The 16,661-nt window shown below is 70.3% G+C and carries 18 protein-coding genes; 7 read left to right on the plus strand and 11 right to left on the minus strand.

Annotated features, from left to right (window positions below):
- Nucleotides 1–2,765, plus strand: a 2,765-nt coding sequence (locus QM634_RS11655) for an ATP-binding protein (RefSeq protein WP_415042942.1), incomplete at its 5' end; no start/stop codon positions are given.
- 4 nt (nt 2,766–2,769) lie between these two features.
- Here QM634_RS11655 and QM634_RS11660 read toward each other — a convergent pair.
- The 4 genes from QM634_RS11660 to QM634_RS11675 are packed head-to-tail and all read right to left on the minus strand — an operon-like array spanning nt 2,770 to nt 5,869.
- The gene (locus tag QM634_RS11660) at nt 2,770–3,603 is read right to left on the minus strand and encodes an ABC transporter permease (RefSeq protein ID WP_415042943.1); all 834 of its coding nucleotides are present in this window, start codon (nt 3,601–3,603) and stop codon (nt 2,770–2,772) included.
- A 2-nt stretch (nt 3,604–3,605) separates the two neighbouring features.
- Nucleotides 3,606–4,628: an ATP-binding cassette domain-containing protein gene (locus QM634_RS11665; protein WP_415042944.1), complete on the minus strand. Its 1,023-nt coding sequence runs from the start codon at nt 4,626–4,628 to the stop codon at nt 3,606–3,608.
- 54 nt (nt 4,629–4,682) lie between these two features.
- On the minus strand, nt 4,683–5,474 hold the full coding sequence (locus QM634_RS11670; protein ID WP_415042945.1) for an N-acetylmuramoyl-L-alanine amidase: 792 nt from the start codon (nt 5,472–5,474) through the stop codon (nt 4,683–4,685).
- Nucleotides 5,471–5,869 (minus strand): hypothetical protein, encoded by a 399-nt coding sequence (locus tag QM634_RS11675; RefSeq protein ID WP_415042946.1) that lies wholly within the window; start codon nt 5,867–5,869, stop codon nt 5,471–5,473. Before QM634_RS11675 ends, QM634_RS11670 begins: the two co-directional genes overlap by 4 nt.
- Nucleotides 5,870–5,930: 61 nt before the next feature.
- On the opposite strand from QM634_RS11675, the gene QM634_RS11680 reads away from it, so the two are divergent.
- Together QM634_RS11680 and QM634_RS11685 are read left to right on the plus strand one after the other, a co-directional pair.
- The gene (locus tag QM634_RS11680; RefSeq protein ID WP_415042947.1) at nt 5,931–6,539 is read left to right on the plus strand and encodes a phosphoribosylanthranilate isomerase; all 609 of its coding nucleotides are present in this window, start codon (nt 5,931–5,933) and stop codon (nt 6,537–6,539) included.
- A 4-nt stretch (nt 6,540–6,543) separates the two neighbouring features.
- A complete protein-coding gene (locus tag QM634_RS11685) occupies nt 6,544–7,188 on the plus strand; it encodes a hypothetical protein (protein WP_415042948.1) in 645 nt (214 codons plus the stop codon).
- On the opposite strand, the gene QM634_RS11690 is transcribed toward QM634_RS11685, so the two are convergent.
- Nucleotides 7,133–7,792 carry a DsbA family oxidoreductase gene (locus tag QM634_RS11690; protein WP_415042949.1) on the minus strand — a complete coding sequence of 220 codons (660 nt, stop codon included), beginning with the start codon at nt 7,790–7,792 and terminating at the stop codon, nt 7,133–7,135. The genes QM634_RS11685 and QM634_RS11690 overlap by 56 nt on opposite strands.
- Nucleotides 7,793–7,844: 52 nt before the next feature.
- Between QM634_RS11690 and QM634_RS11695 the strand changes: the two genes are divergently transcribed.
- From QM634_RS11695 to QM634_RS11710, 4 genes are all read left to right on the plus strand, one after another.
- Complete coding sequence (locus QM634_RS11695) at nt 7,845–9,611, plus strand: acyl-CoA dehydrogenase (protein ID WP_415042950.1); 1,767 nt, start codon at nt 7,845–7,847, stop codon at nt 9,609–9,611.
- Nucleotides 9,612–9,620: 9 nt separating this feature from the next.
- Complete coding sequence (locus tag QM634_RS11700; RefSeq protein ID WP_415042951.1) at nt 9,621–10,382, plus strand: SDR family NAD(P)-dependent oxidoreductase; 762 nt, start codon at nt 9,621–9,623, stop codon at nt 10,380–10,382.
- A gap of 93 nt (nt 10,383–10,475) precedes the next feature.
- Nucleotides 10,476–10,658 carry a hypothetical protein gene (locus QM634_RS11705; protein ID WP_415042952.1) on the plus strand — a complete coding sequence of 61 codons (183 nt, stop codon included), beginning with the start codon at nt 10,476–10,478 and terminating at the stop codon, nt 10,656–10,658.
- 75 nt (nt 10,659–10,733) lie between these two features.
- Entirely contained in the window at nt 10,734–12,275 is a 1,542-nt protein-coding gene (locus tag QM634_RS11710; RefSeq protein ID WP_415042953.1) for a phospholipase C, read from the plus strand.
- Here the strand turns inward: QM634_RS11710 and QM634_RS11715 are convergent.
- From QM634_RS11715 to QM634_RS11740, 6 genes are all read right to left on the minus strand, one after another.
- On the minus strand, nt 12,272–12,928 hold the full coding sequence (locus tag QM634_RS11715) for an MspA family porin (protein ID WP_415042954.1): 657 nt from the start codon (nt 12,926–12,928) through the stop codon (nt 12,272–12,274). The two genes, QM634_RS11710 and QM634_RS11715, sit on opposite strands and share 4 nt — an antisense overlap.
- Nucleotides 12,929–12,963: 35 nt before the next feature.
- Nucleotides 12,964–13,635: an MspA family porin gene (locus tag QM634_RS11720; protein WP_415042955.1), complete on the minus strand. Its 672-nt coding sequence runs from the start codon at nt 13,633–13,635 to the stop codon at nt 12,964–12,966.
- A gap of 138 nt (nt 13,636–13,773) precedes the next feature.
- A complete protein-coding gene (locus tag QM634_RS11725) occupies nt 13,774–14,439 on the minus strand; it encodes an MspA family porin (protein WP_415042956.1) in 666 nt (221 codons plus the stop codon).
- A gap of 5 nt (nt 14,440–14,444) precedes the next feature.
- Entirely contained in the window at nt 14,445–15,167 is a 723-nt protein-coding gene (locus QM634_RS11730; protein WP_415042957.1) for an MspA family porin, read from the minus strand.
- Between the two features lie 4 nt (nt 15,168–15,171).
- A complete protein-coding gene (locus QM634_RS11735) occupies nt 15,172–15,852 on the minus strand; it encodes an MspA family porin (protein ID WP_415042958.1) in 681 nt (226 codons plus the stop codon).
- Between the two features lie 137 nt (nt 15,853–15,989).
- Nucleotides 15,990–16,643: an MspA family porin gene (locus QM634_RS11740; protein ID WP_415042959.1), complete on the minus strand. Its 654-nt coding sequence runs from the start codon at nt 16,641–16,643 to the stop codon at nt 15,990–15,992.
- Nucleotides 16,644–16,661: the final 18 nt, after the last annotated feature.

Genomic DNA, 16,661 nt, shown 5'->3' on the forward strand with positions numbered 1-16,661 from the left:
CCGCGAACCGCGCCCTGCGCGACGGCGACTTCGCCGGCGCCCGCGCACTCGCCGAGGAGCGCTGCGCGGCCGATCCGCTGGACGAGCCGGCCCACGTCCTGCTGATGAAGGCCCTCGCCGGCGAAGGACGGCGCAGCGACGCACTCGCGGTGTTCGCCCGCCTGCGCCGACGCCTGGCGGCGGACCTGGGCGTGTCCCCCGGCGGCGAGGCCACCGCCGTGCACGCCGAGCTGTTGGCCGACGACGACACCCGTGCGCCCACCCCGCGGCGACGCGGGCGCACGGTCGGGCTGCGGGCCGATCCCACACCGCTGATCGGCCGCGAGGAGGATCTCGCCGCCCTGTTGGCCGCGTCGGACGCCCACCGCGTCGTGACCGTCCTCGGCCCCGGCGGCGTCGGCAAGACGCGGATGGCCAACACGGTCGGGAACGTGCTGGCCGAGCGCGGATTGCCGGTGTTCTTCGTCCCCCTGGCGTCGGTGCGCGACAACGACGACGTGGTCGCCGCGCTTGCCCAGGCGCTCGACGTCGGCGAGACCGACATGACCACTCCCGGACGCCCGCGCCTGCAGGCCGGCGACCTGGCCGACCGCCTGGCCGACGCGGTGCGCGGGCGCGAATCGGTCCTCATCCTCGACAACTGCGAGCAGGTCGTGGACGCCTGTGCCCGCATCGTCGACGACCTGATCGCCACCGAGCCGCAACTGCGCGTCCTCACCACGAGCCGGGCACCGCTGCAGATCGCCGCCGAGCAGGTGTATCCGCTGCCGGTCCTCGACGTCGACGGGACCGACGCGTCGGCGGTCGAACTCTTCACGGTGCGGGCACGGGCCGTGCGACCGGACGTCGACCTGCCCGCCGACACCGTCGTCGACCTCTGCCGCCATCTGGACGGCCTGCCGCTGGCGATCGAGCTGGCCGCCGCGCGGACCCGCACGCTGAGCGTCGACGAGATCGCCCAGCGGCTCGCCGAGCGCTTCGACCTGCTGCGGTCCGCCGACCGCACCGCCCCGGACCGCCACCGCACGCTGCGCGCGGTCATCGGCTGGAGTTGGGATCTGCTCGACGAGGACGCGCGCGACGCGCTGCGCAGGCTCTGCCGCTTCCCGGCCGGGTTCTCGGCCGACGCCGCGGCCCGGGTGCTGAGCGCCCCGGTCGGCGACCCGGGTGTCGACGACGTCCTCGACGCACTGGTCAACCAGTCCTTGCTCGGGGTGGCCGACGCGGCCGGGCACACCCGTTACCGCATGTTGGAGATGGTGCGCGAGTTCGGTGAGGAGCAGCTCGACGACGCCACCGGCGTGCCGGTGGATGCGGCGATGGCCGCCTGGGCGCGACGGTTCGCCACCGACATCCGACGACGCGGCGAGAGCGGCACCGATCGGGCGCTGATCAACGACGTGGCGATCGAGGTGGAGAACCTCATCTGGGTGTTGCGCCGCGCGCTGGCCGACCGCACCGGCGTCGACGGGAAGGCGACCCCGGAATCGGCCACCACCATCGTGACCGTGTTCCCGCTGATCGCGGCCTTCTGGGGGATGCGCGGGATGCACGCGGAGATCCACGCCTGGGCCCAACGGATCCTGGACGCGCTGCCACCGCCGCCGGTCGACCCGGACGAGCAGACCCGCGAGCTGTGGCAGGCCACGCTGTTGGGCATCATCGGACAGTCGCTCGGCGTCCGGGACCTTCGCGGCGTCGGCCGCGGCCGGGCCGCCCTGCGCCGGCTGTACCGCCGCGACCTGCGCCTGCAGCTGCCACTGGAGCTGTTGGGGTCGCTCGCCGTGACCCGCAGCATCCCCGACGGCGTCCGCACCGTGGTGCGCGCCGCCGAGTCGGACAACCCCGAGGTGCGCCAACTCGCCCTCGCGCTGCGGCACAACCTGCGAGAGAACGCCGGCAACCTGACCGGCGCGATGAACGACGCCGAGGCCCTGCGCGGATACATGAACCCCGACGACCCGTTCCTGTCGTCGATGATCAGCGTCAGCACCGCGAGCGTCTACTCGCAGCAGGGCCGGTGGGAGGAGGCGGTCGGCTTCTACCGCACCGGGGCGAGCAACCTCGCGTCCATCGGCGCCGACGACGACGAACAGCAGGCGCGCGGCTTCCTGGTGGGGTCGCTGATCGCGATGGGCCGCTACGACGAGGCCGACCGCGAGCTGGCCATCCTCGCCGATGGTTGGCGCCCGGGCGATCCGGTGCCGCAGGGCAACCCGGAGGCCATCGCCGGGATGATGCTCGCCTTCGCCGAACTGGCCGCCGCCCGCGGCGAACCGTCGCTCGAGATGTACGAGCAGGCGGGACGGCTCCTGGTGGACGGCCATCCGATGGCCGCGCGCGATCCGGGTGCGCTCATGGTGCTGTCGGTGATCGTGGCCGGGCTGGCCCTGGGCGGATCCTGGCGCTCGGCGCGCACCGTCGTGTCGGCGGTGCTCGAGGGGATGACCCAGATGTTCACCCCGCGCGGCTGGCACGACGTCCCGCAGGCGGCGACGATGGCGCTCGCCACCGGGCTCGTGCTGTCGGGAGATCCGGATGTCGACGACGGACAGACCCGTCTCGACGGCGCGGAGCTGATGTTGCTGGCCGACCGGCTCGGTGCCCGGCGCGACTACCGCAGCCTCAACGAGGTGCGCGACGACATGCGGGCCCACTCCCCCGTGACGGACGCCCAATGGGAAGAACTCGCCGACCGCGTCGCGTCGATGTCCCGACGCGATGCGATCGACGAGTTCTTCCGTCTCGTGCAGCGAGTGCGCTAGCGCATCACCGCGCCTCGCGGATGTAGGCGGCGACGGCCAGCGGCGCGAAGACGGCCGTGATGATCGCGGCGCCGACCAGGCTCCACACCACGTGCATGCCGACGTGTCCGTTGTTGGCGAGTTCGCGCACCGCCGACACCAGGTGGCTGATCGGGTTGATGTTGACGAAGGCGCGCAGCCAACCCGGCATGGTCTCCGGCGGGACGAAGGCGTTCGAGGCGAAGGTCAGCGGGAACATGATCATCATCGAGATGCCCTGCACCGCCGACGACTTCTTGATCAGGCATCCCATCAGGGCGAAGATCCACGAGATCGCGAAGGCGCACACACCGACCAGCAGGACGCTGGCGACGGCACCCAGGAAGTTGGGCCGCCATCCCATGGCGAATCCGACGCCGAAGGTGATGATCGAGGCGATCAGGTAGCGCACCACGTCGGCGAGCAACGCGCCGGCCAGGGGCGAGATCCGGGCGATCGGCAACGACCGGAACCGGTCGAAGACGCCCTTCTCCATGTCCTCGCGCAACTGCGTGCCGGTGACGACCGAGGACATGATCACCGTTTGGACCAGGATGCCCGGGATGATGACCGGCAGATAGTTGTGCACGTTGCCGCTGACCGCGCCGCCGAAGATGTAGGTGAACATCACGGTGAACAGGATCGGCATGAAGGTGACGTCGAACAGCTGCTCGGGGTTGTGCCGGATCTTGAGCAGACCGCGGTAGCCCATGGTGAAGGACTGCTTGACGCTTTCGACGAGGCTGACGGAGGTCTTGGCCTCGGCGCGCACCGCCTCGGTGGAGATGGCTGCCCGTGCGGGCATGGTGGTGACGGTCATGATCAGGACTCCTGGTTCTCGGGCTTGCCGGTGATGGTGAGGAAGACCTCGTCGAGGCTCGGCTTCTGCACCGAGATCTCTTCGACGTCGATCCCCTGCTCGCGCAGGGCGATCAGCACGTCGGGGACGACGCCGGTCTTGTGCAGACTGACGGTGACGCGGGCGGCCTCCGGGCTGAGGACGGCGGGCTCGCCGACGACCGACTCGGCGATCTGGGCGACGCGGGCGGCGTCGTCTCGGTCGACCGGGATGAGCTGCAGGGTGGACGATCCGACGGACTGCTTGAGCTCGTCGGCGGTGCCGTCGGCGATCACCCGGCCGTGGTCGACGACCGCGATGCGGTCGGCGAGCTGGTCGGCCTCGTCGAGGTACTGGGTGGTGAGCAGGACGGTCGAACCGCCGGCCACGAGCTTGCGGATGGTCTCCCACATCTGGGCGCGGGTCCGCGGGTCCAAGCCGGTGGTCGGCTCGTCGAGGAACAGCAGCGGAGGCGTGTCGATCAGGCTCGCCGCGAGGTCGAGGCGTCGCCGCATGCCGCCGGAGAAGTTCTTCAACGGCCGGTCGGCGGCCTCCTCCAGGCCGAAGTCGGCGAGCAGTTCGTCGGCGCGCGAGCGGGCGTGCGGCCGGGACATGCCCAGCAGCCGTCCGAACAGGACGAGGTTCTGCGTCGCGGTGAGGTCCTCGTCGACCGAGGCGTACTGGCCGGTGACCCCGACCAGCGAGCGCACGGCTACGGCGTCGCGCACGACGTCGTAGCCGAACACCCTCGCCTCACCGGCGTCGGGCCGCAGCAGGGTGGCCAGCATGCTGACGGTCGTCGTCTTGCCCGCGCCGTTGGGCCCGAGCACGCCGTACACCGATCCGACGGGGACGGCGAGGTCGACGCCGTTGACGGCTTTGGTCGCGCCGAAGTGCTTGACCAGGCCGCGGGCGTCGATCGCCAGTTCCGTGCCGGCCGAGCCGACACCGTTGTTTTTGCCGGCATCGCCGGCGGCGGCCGTGGCCGCATCAATGGTTGTTGTCATGCCACGACTGTGCCGCCCGCCGCTGTCGTGGCGCTTACGGCGCCTTACACCGCCTTACGGGCAGTGGCGCGGCAGTGCGGCGAGGACGCCGTCGCTGATCCCCTTGGCGTAGGCCCGCAATGCCGCGGCACCCACCGGGATCGAGCCGCCCGCGCCGCCGGCCGGGCCGAACTCGTTGTAGACCCACGGGGTGTTGACCGCGATCAGCGAGATGATCGGCAGGTTGCCGGCCCACAGCGGCGCCCGCCCGCCGAAGTCGTTGTCCTTCACCACGACACGATGGCCCTCGGCCCTCGACCGGGCGGCGGCCACGGCCGCGGAGTACCGCTGACTCGCGGCCGCGGTGGCCGGGTTGGTGAAGACGACCCGGGTCTGTCGCCCACCCCGACCGGCTCCGCTGCGCCAGCCGCCGACGCGCTGCGGGAACACCGCGTTCACGCCGGGGCTGGTGTGGATGCTGATGCCGATGGCGGCACCGGCGTGCTCGGCGCGGGCGACCCGCTGGCGGTAGCTGACGCTTTCCCCGACCGACCGTTTGAGCAGCACGACGCGGTAGCCGCGTGCGCGCAGGGTCGTGGCGACCTGCTGCGCGACGGCGAACACGTTGCGGTCCTCGGCGCCGTTGGGATAGTCGATCTGCGCGGCACCGGTCATCGGGTCGAAGGATTCGATGCGCACCGGGTTGTGCCCGGGGTCCAACGCGACGACGGGCGTGCCGCAGGGCGTCGTGCTCGACCCCGACGATCCGGGGTCGGCCGAGCTGGTGGGCGTGCCGGCGGGCTCGACGGCACACCCGGCGACCGCCAGGGCGGCGAGCAGGACCGCGGACTTGGCGGCGCGCCTCACTCGCGCCGACCCAGGCCGAGCATGCCGGCGACGCCGCGACCGACGGACTCCACCGCGCTGACCGGTGCCAGTGCCGTGTCGACGACGCCGACGATCCGTTCGACGCGCGAGACGATGGCCTCCAGACGCGTCATGAGCTGATCGGCGCGGTCGGACATCACATCGACGCGGTCCATGGTCTCCGACACGCGCGCCAGCGAGCCGTCGAATGAGCCGAGGGTCGAGTCCATCGACCCCATCGTCGTGTTCAGCGACTCGAGGGTGGCGCCCATGCCGCCGAGGATGCCCTCGACCTGGTCGACGGTCTCGTCGGCGGTCAATGCCGCCTGGGTCAGTTTCCGCAGCCGCTGCCGGCCGGTGCGCGGCGCACCGCCGCGGGGGTCCTGGTCTGCCATGTCCCGATTATCGCCCGGCGCCTCCGTCGCTGTCCCGACAACGCGATTACGCTGGTCTCCCGTGTACGTGAAGGTGTGTGGGCTGACGACCGTCGACGCGGCGCGGGTCGCGGTGGCGGCCGGTGCCGACGCGATCGGCGTCGTCATGAACCGCACGAGCCCGCGGGCGGTCGACGCCGACCTCGCCCGGTCGATCATCGCGGCCGTCGGCGACGACGCCGACACCGTCCTGGTCGTCAACGACAAGACCGCCGACGAGGCCGCCCGGCTGGCCGTCGACCTCGGCGCCGACGTCCTGCAGCTGCACGGCGCCTACTCCCCCGACGACTTCGCGACCGCCCTGCGCCACCTCCCGCGGGTGTGGCGGGCGACCTCCCTCGCCGAGCACCCGGATCTGACCGTCGGCGCCTGTGGCGAGGAGGCGCTGCTGCTCGACGCGGCGCGACCGGGATCCGGGCGGCGGTGGGACACCGGGTCGCTGGCCTCGACGCCCGCCGGTCGGTGGATCCTGGCCGGCGGACTGGCCCCGGACAACGTGGCGGCTGCGATCACCGCGGCGCACCCCTGGGGCGTCGACGTGTCCAGCGGGGTGGAGTCCGCGCCCGGCGTGAAGGACCACGACGCGATCCGCGCCTTCGTGGGCGCCGCCCGCTCGGTGCGGGCATCATGACCGCATGAAGCTCTACGCAGACACCCCGATGCGCCGCAGCCGCCAGGTGTTCGGCGACCTGTGGGTACTGGCCTGGTCGGCGTTCTCGATCTGGCTCGCGACGAAGGTCTTCGACGTGACGATGGCGCTGGCCGTCCCCGGCCGCAAGATCGAGAGTGCGGCCAAGTCGATGGGCGACAAGCTGCGCGACGCCGGGAACAGCGCCGACAACGTGCCGGTCGTCGGCGGCAAGCTCGCCGCGCCGTTCAACGGGGCGGGCGGGGCCGCCGACTCCCTCGCCGACGCCGGGCACAGCCAGGCCGAGGTGGTGCACACCTTCGCGTGGTGGCTGTCGATCGCGGTGGCGATCGTGCCGATCGTGATGCTGCTGTCGATGTACATCCCGCTGCGGATGCGCTTCATCCGCCGGGCCAGCACCCACGTCGCCCTGCGCGACACCGAGTCGGGCGTGGACCTGTTGGCGCTGCGGGCGCTGACCGGTCAGCCGCTGAAGGTGCTCAGCGCCATCTCCAGTGACCCGGCCGGCGACTGGCGCGCGGGCAACCCGCACGTGGTGCGGGCATTGGCGGCCGTCGAACTGCGCGACACCGGGCTCAAACCGAGTGCGGTCGTGACGCCGCGGCATCAGCCGCCTGCCGCACCGCACTGACGAACACCTCGACGGGCTGGGCGCCGGAGACCGCCAGGGCGCGGTCGAAGACGAAGAACGGCACCCCGTTCACCCCCAGCTCGCGGGCCTGCTGCTCGTCGGCGCGGACCTCGTCGGCAAAGGCGGTCGGATCCTCGAGCACCCCGCGCACGGCCTGCTCGTCGAAGCCCGCGTCGACGGCGATCCCCACCAGCCGCTCCGGGTCGCCGAAGGCCGGGCGCTCGTCGGCGAAGTTCGCGCGGTACAGCGCGTCGAGCATCTCCTCGCCGCGCCCCTGCGCGGTGGCGAAGTGCACGAGCCGGTGCATGTCGAAGGAGTTGCCCATGTCGCGCCCCTCCGACAGATACGGGAGTCCGGCCGCCTCGGCCTGACCCGCCAGGCGCTCCTCGTTGGCCCGCGCCTGCTCCGGCGCCATGCCGTACTTCGCCGCGAGTGCCTCGATCACCGGGTTGGAGGCGTCGGCGGGCAGCGTCGGATCCAGCTCGAAGCTGCGGTGCACGACCTCCACGTCGTCGACGCCGGCTTGGTCGAGGGCGTCGGCGAAGCGCTTTTTGCCCAGGTAGCAGAACGGGCAGTTGACATCGGACCAGATCTCCACGCGCATACCCTCCTCAACCACACCCGGGCGCGCGTTGTTCCTGGCCTACAGTGGGGCGATGGCGCACCTGCTGTCCCGTCGGGACCTCGACTTCCTGCTCTACGAATGGCTCGACATCACCTCGCTCACCCAGCGGGAACGGTTCGCCGCGCACTCTCGGGAGACCTTCGACGGCGTGCTGGACCTGTCGGCCGACCTCGCCGCGAAGCTGTTCGCCCCGCACAACAAGGCCGCCGACCGTCACCCGCCCCACATCGGCGACGACGGGCGCGTCGTACTGCTCGACGAGGTGAAGACCGCGCTGGACGCCTACGCCGAGGCGGATCTGATCGCCGCCCCCTTCCCCGCCGAGCTCGGCGGCCTCGACCTGCCCACGACCATCAGTCGAGCATCGATGGCATGGTTCCAGGCCGCCAACCCCGGCACGTCGTCGTACGCGCTGCTGACCACCGCCAACGCGAACCTGCTGGCCGCCCACGGAAGCCCGGAGCAGATCGACACATGGGTGCGCCCGATGCTGCGCGGCGAGTACTCGGGCACCATGTGTCTGTCCGAGCCGCAGGCCGGATCATCGTTGGCCGACATCACCACGAAGGCGGTGCCCGCCGGCGACGGCACCTACCGGATCACCGGTACCAAGATGTGGATCTCGGCCGGCGAGCACGAACTGACCGACAACATCGTGCACCTGGTGCTCGCCAAAGCCCCCGGCGGCGGACCCGGCGTCAAGGGGATCTCCCTGTTCATCGTGCCGAAGATCCTGTCCGACGGGACGCGCAACGATGTCGAGCTCGTCGGCCTGAACCACAAGATGGGCAACCGCGGCACCACCAACACCCTGTTGAACTTCGGCGACGACGGGGGCGCGGTCGGCTATCTGGTGGGCGAGGAGCACCGCGGGCTGTCGTACATGTTCCACATGATGAACGAGGCGCGCATCGGCGTCGGCTTCCTCGCGATCGCCATCGGCTATGCCGGATACCTGGCGTCGGTGGACTATGCGAAGGTCCGCACGCAGGGGCGGCCGGTGACGGCCAAGGGCGGCGACACCCCGCCGGTGCCGATCATCGAGCACCCCGACGTCAAGCGGATGCTGCTCACCCAGAAGTCCTACGTCGAGGGCGCGTTGGCACTCGGCCTGTACTGCTCGCGCCTGGTCGACGTGGAGTCGACCTCCACCGGCCCCGAGCACGACGACGCCCATCTGCTGCTCGAGGTGCTCACCCCGATCGCCAAGGCGTGGCCGTCGCAGTGGTGCACCGAGGCCAACAACCTCGCCATCCAGGTCCACGGCGGCTACGGGTACACCACCGAGTTCGACGTCGAACAGTGCTACCGCGACAACCGGCTCAACCCGATCCACGAGGGCACCAACGGGATCCAGGGACTGGATCTGCTCGGGCGCAAGGTCGTGATGAACGGCGGGGCCGGGTTGGCCCTGCTCGCCAGCACCATCACCGCGACCGTCGACCGGGCCGCCGGGACGGGCGGGGAACCCGAGGAGTTCGCGGCCGCACTCCGCGGTTGCGTCGACGACCTGGTCGCGACGACGGCAACGCTGTGGGCCGACGCCGATCCGACGGTCGCGCTCACCAATTCGTCGGTGTACCTGCAGGCCGCCGGGCACATCGTCATCGCCTGGATGTGGCTCGAGCAACTGCTGGCCGTGGGTGGGTCCACCGGTGACTTCTATGACGGGAAGCGGGCGGCGGCCCGGTACTTCTTCCGGTTCGAGCTGCCGAGCACCGGTCCGCAGTTGGCGCTGCTGGCCGCGCGCGACCAAACGACCGCACAGACCGACCCGGCGTGGTTCACGACCTCGTAGAGTGAGCCCATGCCCATCACCGATCTGTTCTCCGTCGAAGACAAAGTCGTCATCGTCACCGGCGCCTCCTCCGGCCTCGGCGTCGCCTTCGCCACGGCCTTCGCCGAGGCGGGCGCCGACGTGGTGCTCGCCGCCCGCCGCACCGATCGCCTCGCCGAGACCGCGAAGGCGATCGAGCCGACCGGCCGCGCCAGCCTGTCGGTGGAGTGCGACGTCGCCGACCCGGCCGCCTGCCAGCGGGTCGTCGACGAGGCGATGGCGAGGTTCAACCGGGTCGACGTCCTGATCAACAACGCCGGCGTCGGGACCGCCGTGCCAGCAACGAAGGAGACGCCCGACCAGTTCCGGCAGGTCGTCGACGTCAACCTGAACGGCTCGTACTGGATGGCTCAGGCCTGCGCGAAGGTGATGGAGCCGGGCAGTTCGATCGTCAACATCGCGTCGATCCTGGGCATCACCACCGCCGGGCTGCCGCAGGCGGCCTACTCGGCCAGCAAGGCCGGCATCATCGGCCTCACCCGCGACCTGGCGCAGCAGTGGACCGGCCGCAAGGGCATCCGCGTCAACGCGCTCGCCCCCGGGTTCTTCAAGTCGGAGATGACCGACGGGTACCAGCCCGGCTACCTCGAGGCGCAGGCACCGCGCATGCTGGCCGGCCGCACCGGCGATCCGGCCGAGTTGGCCGCGAGCGCGATCTGGTTGGCGTCGGCCGCATCGGGTTACGTGACCGGGCAGACGATCGCGGTCGACGGCGGTATCACCATCACGTAAGCGGGTTCGCGTGGTGGGGCCGCCCCGTCCGGGATACATTGATGACGATCAATTTTTCACGATCGCCACTGTTTCCACACAAGGAGATCCCCGATGAAACGACGTCTCTCGATCGCGGTCGTCAGCGCGGCTGCCGGCCTCAGCCTCGGCGCGCTGGCCATCGCCCCCGCCTCGGCGGCGACGCCGCAGCACGGCCCCGACGCCCAGACCACCGGGCTGACGATCTGCTGGCACGGTCCCAACCTGGGATCGGTCAGCATCGGCTACTGCTTCTGAGTCACCCGTACGGCGCCCGTCACCGCACTCGCGGTGGCGGGCGTCGTCATATCCGCGTGTGATAGACCGGACCACATGGCCACTGGACCGTTTGCGGGGATGACGCGGCGCGAGCTCTTCGCGGCCGCCGGCGCGGCAGGCGGCGCAGCCGCACTGGCCTCACTCGCCGGACCGGTGATCGAGGAAGCGCACGCCGCGGACCCGGCGGGTACCGGCTCCCTCTCGGACATCGAGCACTTCGTGTTCTTCATGCACGAGAACCGCTCCTTCGACCACTATTTCGGCACCATGTCCGGGGTCCGCGGCTTCGGCGAGCGATCGTCGGCGTGGAAGCAACACGGGTGGGCCCCCGGCGTCGGGCCGACCCGGCGCGGGTACACGATGCCGTTCCGCCTCGACACCACGCGCGGGCCCACCCTCGACGGCGAGTGCGTCAACGACCCCGACCACTCGTGGGCGGGGATGCACCGCGCGTGGAACGGTGGGCGCAACGACGGCTGGCTGCCGATGTCGATCGACTCGGTCGGCCCGGCGAACGCCCCCGCCCTGATGGGCTACTACACCGAGGCCGACATCCCGATCCACCGGGCGCTGGCCGAGGCGTTCACCATCTGCGACAACTACCACTGCTCGGTGCTGGGGCCGACGACCCCGAACCGGCTGTACTGGCTCAGCGCCCAGCTGGACCCGGCGGGCACCCACGGCGGACCCATCCTGCACACGCCGTCGCTGCTGCCCAAGCACGTTTACCGCTGGCGCACGATGCCCGAGAACCTGTCCGAGGCGGGGATCTCCTGGAAGGTCTACAACAACCGGGACCAGGGCCCGATCTCCACCGCGCTGCTCGACGGGATGGTCGGCTGCTTCAGACAGTCGCGCGACCCCGACTCGGAGCTGGCCCGACGCGGCATCGCGCCGACCTATCCGCACGACCTCGCCGCCGACGTGCGCGCCAATCGCCTGCCGAAGGTGTCCTGGGTGGTCCCGCCGCTGATGCAGTGCGAGCACCCGGCGCTGCCGGCGGCGTTCGGTGCGGCGGGGATCATCGACCTGCTGCGCATCCTCACGTCGAACCGCGCGGTGTGGGAGAAGACCGCGCTCATCGTGAGCTACGACGAGAACGGCGGCTTCTTCGACCACGTCGTGCCGCCGACGGCTCCGCCGGGCACGCCGGGCGAGTACGTGAGCGCCCCGAACCTGGCCAAGGTCAAGGGGGCCGCCGGGATCCGGGGACCGATCGGGCTCGGCCACCGCGTGCCGGCGCTGGTCATCTCCCCCTACAGCCGCGGCGGCCTGGTCGCCTCGGAGGTGTTCGACCACACGTCGCAGCTACAGCTGGTCGAGCGTCGGTTCGGCGTCGACGTGCCGAACCTGACGCCGTGGCGGCGCGCGACGACCGGCGACATGACGTCGGCCTTCGACTTCGCCAACCGACCCCGGTCGGGCAGGGTGCACTTGCCCGATCCGGGGCCGAAGGTCAATGCGGCGATCGCCCAGTGCGGGCCCAACATCGGGCTGGGCACCGCCGCCCTGGGCGCGCCGTACCCGGTGCCGCCGAACCGGATGCCGGTCCAACAGCCGGGTACACGACGCGCCCCGAGCGGTCTGAAGGCCTAGCCGAGCGAGAAGGGCCGCCCGTAGAAGCTCATCGTCTTGGTGGCTTCCTCGGTCTCGACGAGCACCGTCGCGAAGGAGCGGGCCTGGGCGTAACCGGCGCAGCCGCGCAGGCTGATCTGCTGGTTGGTGTACGACAGCGAGGCCCGCTGGGTGTCCTCGTACTCGATCTTCTCGTCGTGCTTCTCGTTGCCGAAGTCGTCGGCGTGCTCGGCGTCGACGATGTAGAAGGCACGGGCCTGGCCGGGTCCGAGTTCGAGGTTGGCCCCCGACTCCGCGCCGAGGGCGCCTTCCTCATCGACCGCGCCTCCGCCGTTGCCGGTGGCGCCGCCCAGGTTGACCTGGCAACCGACGAGGTAGCCGGGGCTGATCTCGATCTTGTCGACCTTCTGGGAGGTGCGCGCCACGAATCGGCCGGAGACCCAGGCGTTGCGGTGCAGCGGGGTGCCGCCCATCGACGGGTTGATGGTGGCGTTCTCGCGGACCCGCTCGAAGGTCACCACGGTGCCGTCGCCCATCGTCACGCGCTGGGCGGTCTTGGGCAACACCACCCGACGGTCGGCATGGGCGTCGGGGGCGGTCGCCAGCACCAGTGCGGTGGCGGCGACGGTCGCGGCGAGTGCGGCACAGGCGGCCGACTTCACGGTGTAGTTCATTCGTCTTTCCTTCAGGTCAAGAGGTGGTCGTCGGCTCAGCCCATGGTGAAGGGCTTGCCCCACAGGGAGACCTTCTCGTGGTCCTCACCGGTCTTTTCGACGGTGATGTGCGAGCGGGCCTGGGCATAGCCGCCGCAGCCCTGGATCTCCATCTGCGAGCGCAGCCAGTCGAAGTGGTAGGTGCCGGGCTTCTCGAGCTTCTTCTTGTCGATCTGGGCGTAGACGATCTGACCGGGCGCGAGCGGCAGCGAGATGGTGCCGCCGGCGCCGCCGAAGCCGAGGGAGCGGATGTCGGTGATCGCGGCGGACAGGCCGAGGTCCAGCGAGCCGATATCGACCTGACAGCCGACGACGTAGCCGATCGACAGCGTCGCCGCCGCACCGGTCGACGATGTGCCGTTCGAGCCGGGCATCTCCTCCTCGCCGAGCGGGTCGTTCTCCGGGCCGGACTCGCGGGTGTCGATCCCCGGGGCCAGCACCGTGGCCTTGCCCGACACCAGGACCGAACGTCCGGCGCCGTTGGCGGCCATCGAGTGGTCGACCCGGTAGGACTCCCCGGTGCGAATGATGGTGAACCCGTCGCCGCGCGCCTTGCCGTTGGGCAGCCGAGCCGCATCGGCGGACGGAACTGCGGTCATCGCCAGCGCGGCTGCCGCCACACCGACGACGGCCCCACGGCGCCACGCGGACTTCGTGCGGGTGCTCAAAATGTCTCTCCTTTGATGGCAGAAAAAAATCTCCGTGACCGCTCTGGGCGCACGGAGCCCCGCAAAAGAGAACCATTTTCAATAACGCTCGCGCAACGCTATGCACGCATTCGAATACCCGAGCGGCGAAAGCCCTGGTCAGCCAATGGAGAAGGGGCGACCGAAGAAGTCGAGGAACTGAGTCGCGTACTGCGTTTCCACGGCCAATCGCATCCAGGACCGGGCCTGGGCGTAGCCGATGCAGCCGCTGATCCCGAGCTGCGCGTTCTTGTAGACGTACTTGGCGTGGTCGGTCTTCTTGAGCCGGTAGTACGGCTCGTGCCGCTCGACGTGGAAATCGTCCTCGCGCTCGGCGTCGGTGAGGTTGAAGAAGGCCGCCTGGCCGGGCGCAAGGACAACCGTTGCGCCCACGCCGACGTCATCGATGCCGTTGAAGTTGCCGAGGTCGCTGTCGGCCCCGTTGAGGGTTCCCTGGAGGTTGCCGAAGTACCCCTGGCATCCGACGATGTAGCCGGGTCGCACCTTGACCTGATCCGCCGTCCGGGAGAGCTTGATCTCGTAACGTCCCGAGACCCACACGCTCCGGTGCAGCGGGGTCGATGCGATCGGCGAGTTGACCAGCGCACGCTCCCTGGTGCGCTTCATCGTGACGACGGTACCGTCGCCCATCCGCATCGTCTTGACCTGCTCAGGCAGCACCACGCGCGCGTCGGCCGACGCCGCAGTGGGCGCAAGCACGGTCGCGACGGCGCCGACGACCACGGCGGCCGTCGTGATCGCCCGCATGCGGGGGCCAGGTGTCATTCGCGTTAGCCGATCGAGAAAGGCCGGCCGTAGAAGGTCACCGTCTGCATGGCGAAGTCGGTCTCGACCATGACCCGAGCCATCGACCTGGCCTGCGCATAGCCGCCGCAACCGGTGAGCCCGAGCTGGGCGTTCACATAGCTGAAGCGGGCCACCTGGGTGTTCTTGAAGGTCGGGAAGGGATCGTGCTTCTCCGCCCCGAAGTCGTCGGCGTACTCGGATTCGTTGATGTTGAACTGCGCGACCCGACCGGGCCCGAGGTGTGCGGTTCCGCCGGCATTCATGTTGTCGATACCCGCCGACTTTCCGCCGCCACCACTGTTCAGCAGATCCGACTCGGTCCCCCCCGCGGTGCCCGTGAAGCTGTTGAAGTTCACCTGGCAGCCGACCTGATAGGCGGGTTGCACCTGGATCTGGACGATCTTGCGCGACACCCGCAGCGTGTACTTCCCCGAGACCCACGCGGCGCGGTGCACCTGCGTGCCGCCCATGGACCGGACGACGCGCGCCCGCTCCTTGGTGCGCTGCAGGGTGAGCACGGTGCCGTCACCCATCCGGAACGTGCTGTTCTGCGGCGGCAACACCACCTGGCGACCGCGCGCCGCGTCGGCCGGAGCGGGCACGGCCACCGAAACGCCGAGCCCGGCAAGGGTGGTGGCGGCTGCGGCGGCGAGTACCGAAACGCGTGTGACCTGCTTGTTCATGATCATCCCTCGTGTCGTCGGCATCCGCTCAGCCGATGGAGAACGGCCGGCCCCAGAGCTGGATCTTCTGGTGGTTGTTGCCGGTGGTCTCCACCACGGCCAGCGAGCGCGCCTGGGCGTATCCGCCGCAGCCCTGGATGTCCATCTGCGAGTTGTGCCAGTTGAAGTAGTAGGTGCCGCGCTTGGTCATCTGCTTGCGGTCGATGATGGCGTACTTGACCTGGCCGGGCGCCAGCCCGAGGCTCAACGCGCCGTTGAGGCCGAGGAGCGGAGCCGCACCCAGGTTGCCGATCCCGGTGCCACCGCCGAGGCTCAGCCCACTGATGTCCACCTGGCAGCCGACCACGTAGACGACCGTCGTCGTGCCGCCGGCCCCCGTCGTCGACGTGCCGTTGGACCCGGGCATCGCGTCCTCGCCGCGCGGACCGTTGTTGGGGCCGGCCGCGGTCTCGTCGATGTTGGGGGCCAACACGCGCACGTGTCCCGACACCCACGCGCTGCGCCCCATCCCGTTGGCCGCCAACGACGGGCCGACGCGGGCCGACTCCGCACTGCGGATGATGGTCAGCCCGTCCTCGCCGCGGGCCTTACCGGCGGGCAGGCGCCGGAAGGTGTCCGCACCGGCGGTCGGAATGACGGTCAGAAGCGCGGCGGCCGCGGCGACGCCCACCACGGCCGCGCGTCGCGCGGCTTGAAAACGGGTGGCCACGGTTGAGTCCCCTCTGCGAGTTCGGTCGCAGGGAATCGTATGCGCGCGGCCGCAGATTTCCCGGGATTTGCGCGAAAACGGCGCGGCCGCCCACCTCGATCAGGTGGGAGCCGCGCCGTCTGGCGTCGCGCCGGGGATCAGCCCAGCGAGAACGGGCGTCCGTAGAAGACGAGGTACTCGGTCGCCTTCTTCGTTTCGATAAGGACGTTCGCGATCGATCGCGCCTGCGCGTAACCGCCACAGCCGTTGAGGGTCAGCTGCGAGTTCGTGTAGCCGAAGCTCACGTCCTTCTTCTTCTTCCAGGTGATCTTCGGCTCGTGCTTCTCGTTGCCGTAGTCGTCTTCCTTCTCGGTCTCGACGATGTAGTAGTTCACCGCCTGACCGGGGCCGACCGTCAGGCTGGTGCCCGCGGTCGGAGCGAACTCGGTCGTCTGCTGACCGATGTTGGGGTGGCCACCATTGGTGGTCAGACCGCCCAGGTTCACCTGGCAGCCGACGACGTAGCCGGCGCGCAGCTGGATCTTCTTGAGCGCCTCCGAGGAGGTGACCCGGTACTGGCCGGAGACCGCGGCGTTGCGGTGCATCGGGGTGCCGCCGACGGACTGGTTGATGATCGCCCGCTCATTCCAGCGGAACATCGAGATGACGGTGCCGTCGCCCATCTTCTGGCTGTCCTTCTGCGAGGGCAGCACGACCCGGGTGTCGGCCTGGGCGGCCGGGGCCAGGATCGCCGACGCGGCGACCGCGGCGGCACCGGCGGCCACGACGAGCTTGGTGATGCGTGTGTTCATGGGTCTGTTGTCTCTTTC

This window comes from Gordonia sp. (in: high G+C Gram-positive bacteria) (assembly GCF_047606305.1).
Lineage (GTDB): Bacteria > Actinomycetota > Actinomycetes > Mycobacteriales > Mycobacteriaceae > Gordonia.

What these genes read in the sequence shown, in the direction of transcription:
- QM634_RS11705 (WP_415042952.1), top strand. Translation starts at nt 10,476, where the DNA reads ATGAAACGACGTCTCTCGATCGCGGTCGTCAGCGCGGCTGCCGGCCTC.
- QM634_RS11660 (WP_415042943.1), bottom strand. Translation starts at nt 3,603, where the DNA reads ATGACCGTCACCACCATGCCCGCACGGGCAGCCATCTCCACCGAGGCG.
- QM634_RS11715 (WP_415042954.1), bottom strand. Translation starts at nt 12,928, where the DNA reads ATGAACTACACCGTGAAGTCGGCCGCCTGTGCCGCACTCGCCGCGACC.
- QM634_RS11685 (WP_415042948.1), top strand. Translation starts at nt 6,544, where the DNA reads ATGAAGCTCTACGCAGACACCCCGATGCGCCGCAGCCGCCAGGTGTTC.
- QM634_RS11665 (WP_415042944.1), bottom strand. Translation starts at nt 4,628, where the DNA reads ATGACAACAACCATTGATGCGGCCACGGCCGCCGCCGGCGATGCCGGC.
- QM634_RS11740 (WP_415042959.1), bottom strand. Translation starts at nt 16,643, where the DNA reads ATGAACACACGCATCACCAAGCTCGTCGTGGCCGCCGGTGCCGCCGCG.
- QM634_RS11725 (WP_415042956.1), bottom strand. Translation starts at nt 14,439, where the DNA reads ATGACACCTGGCCCCCGCATGCGGGCGATCACGACGGCCGCCGTGGTC.
- QM634_RS11675 (WP_415042946.1), bottom strand. Translation starts at nt 5,869, where the DNA reads ATGGCAGACCAGGACCCCCGCGGCGGTGCGCCGCGCACCGGCCGGCAG.
- QM634_RS11700 (WP_415042951.1), top strand. Translation starts at nt 9,621, where the DNA reads ATGCCCATCACCGATCTGTTCTCCGTCGAAGACAAAGTCGTCATCGTC.
- QM634_RS11730 (WP_415042957.1), bottom strand. Translation starts at nt 15,167, where the DNA reads ATGCCGACGACACGAGGGATGATCATGAACAAGCAGGTCACACGCGTT.
- QM634_RS11710 (WP_415042953.1), top strand. Translation starts at nt 10,734, where the DNA reads ATGGCCACTGGACCGTTTGCGGGGATGACGCGGCGCGAGCTCTTCGCG.
- QM634_RS11695 (WP_415042950.1), top strand. Translation starts at nt 7,845, where the DNA reads ATGGCGCACCTGCTGTCCCGTCGGGACCTCGACTTCCTGCTCTACGAA.
- QM634_RS11690 (WP_415042949.1), bottom strand. Translation starts at nt 7,792, where the DNA reads ATGCGCGTGGAGATCTGGTCCGATGTCAACTGCCCGTTCTGCTACCTG.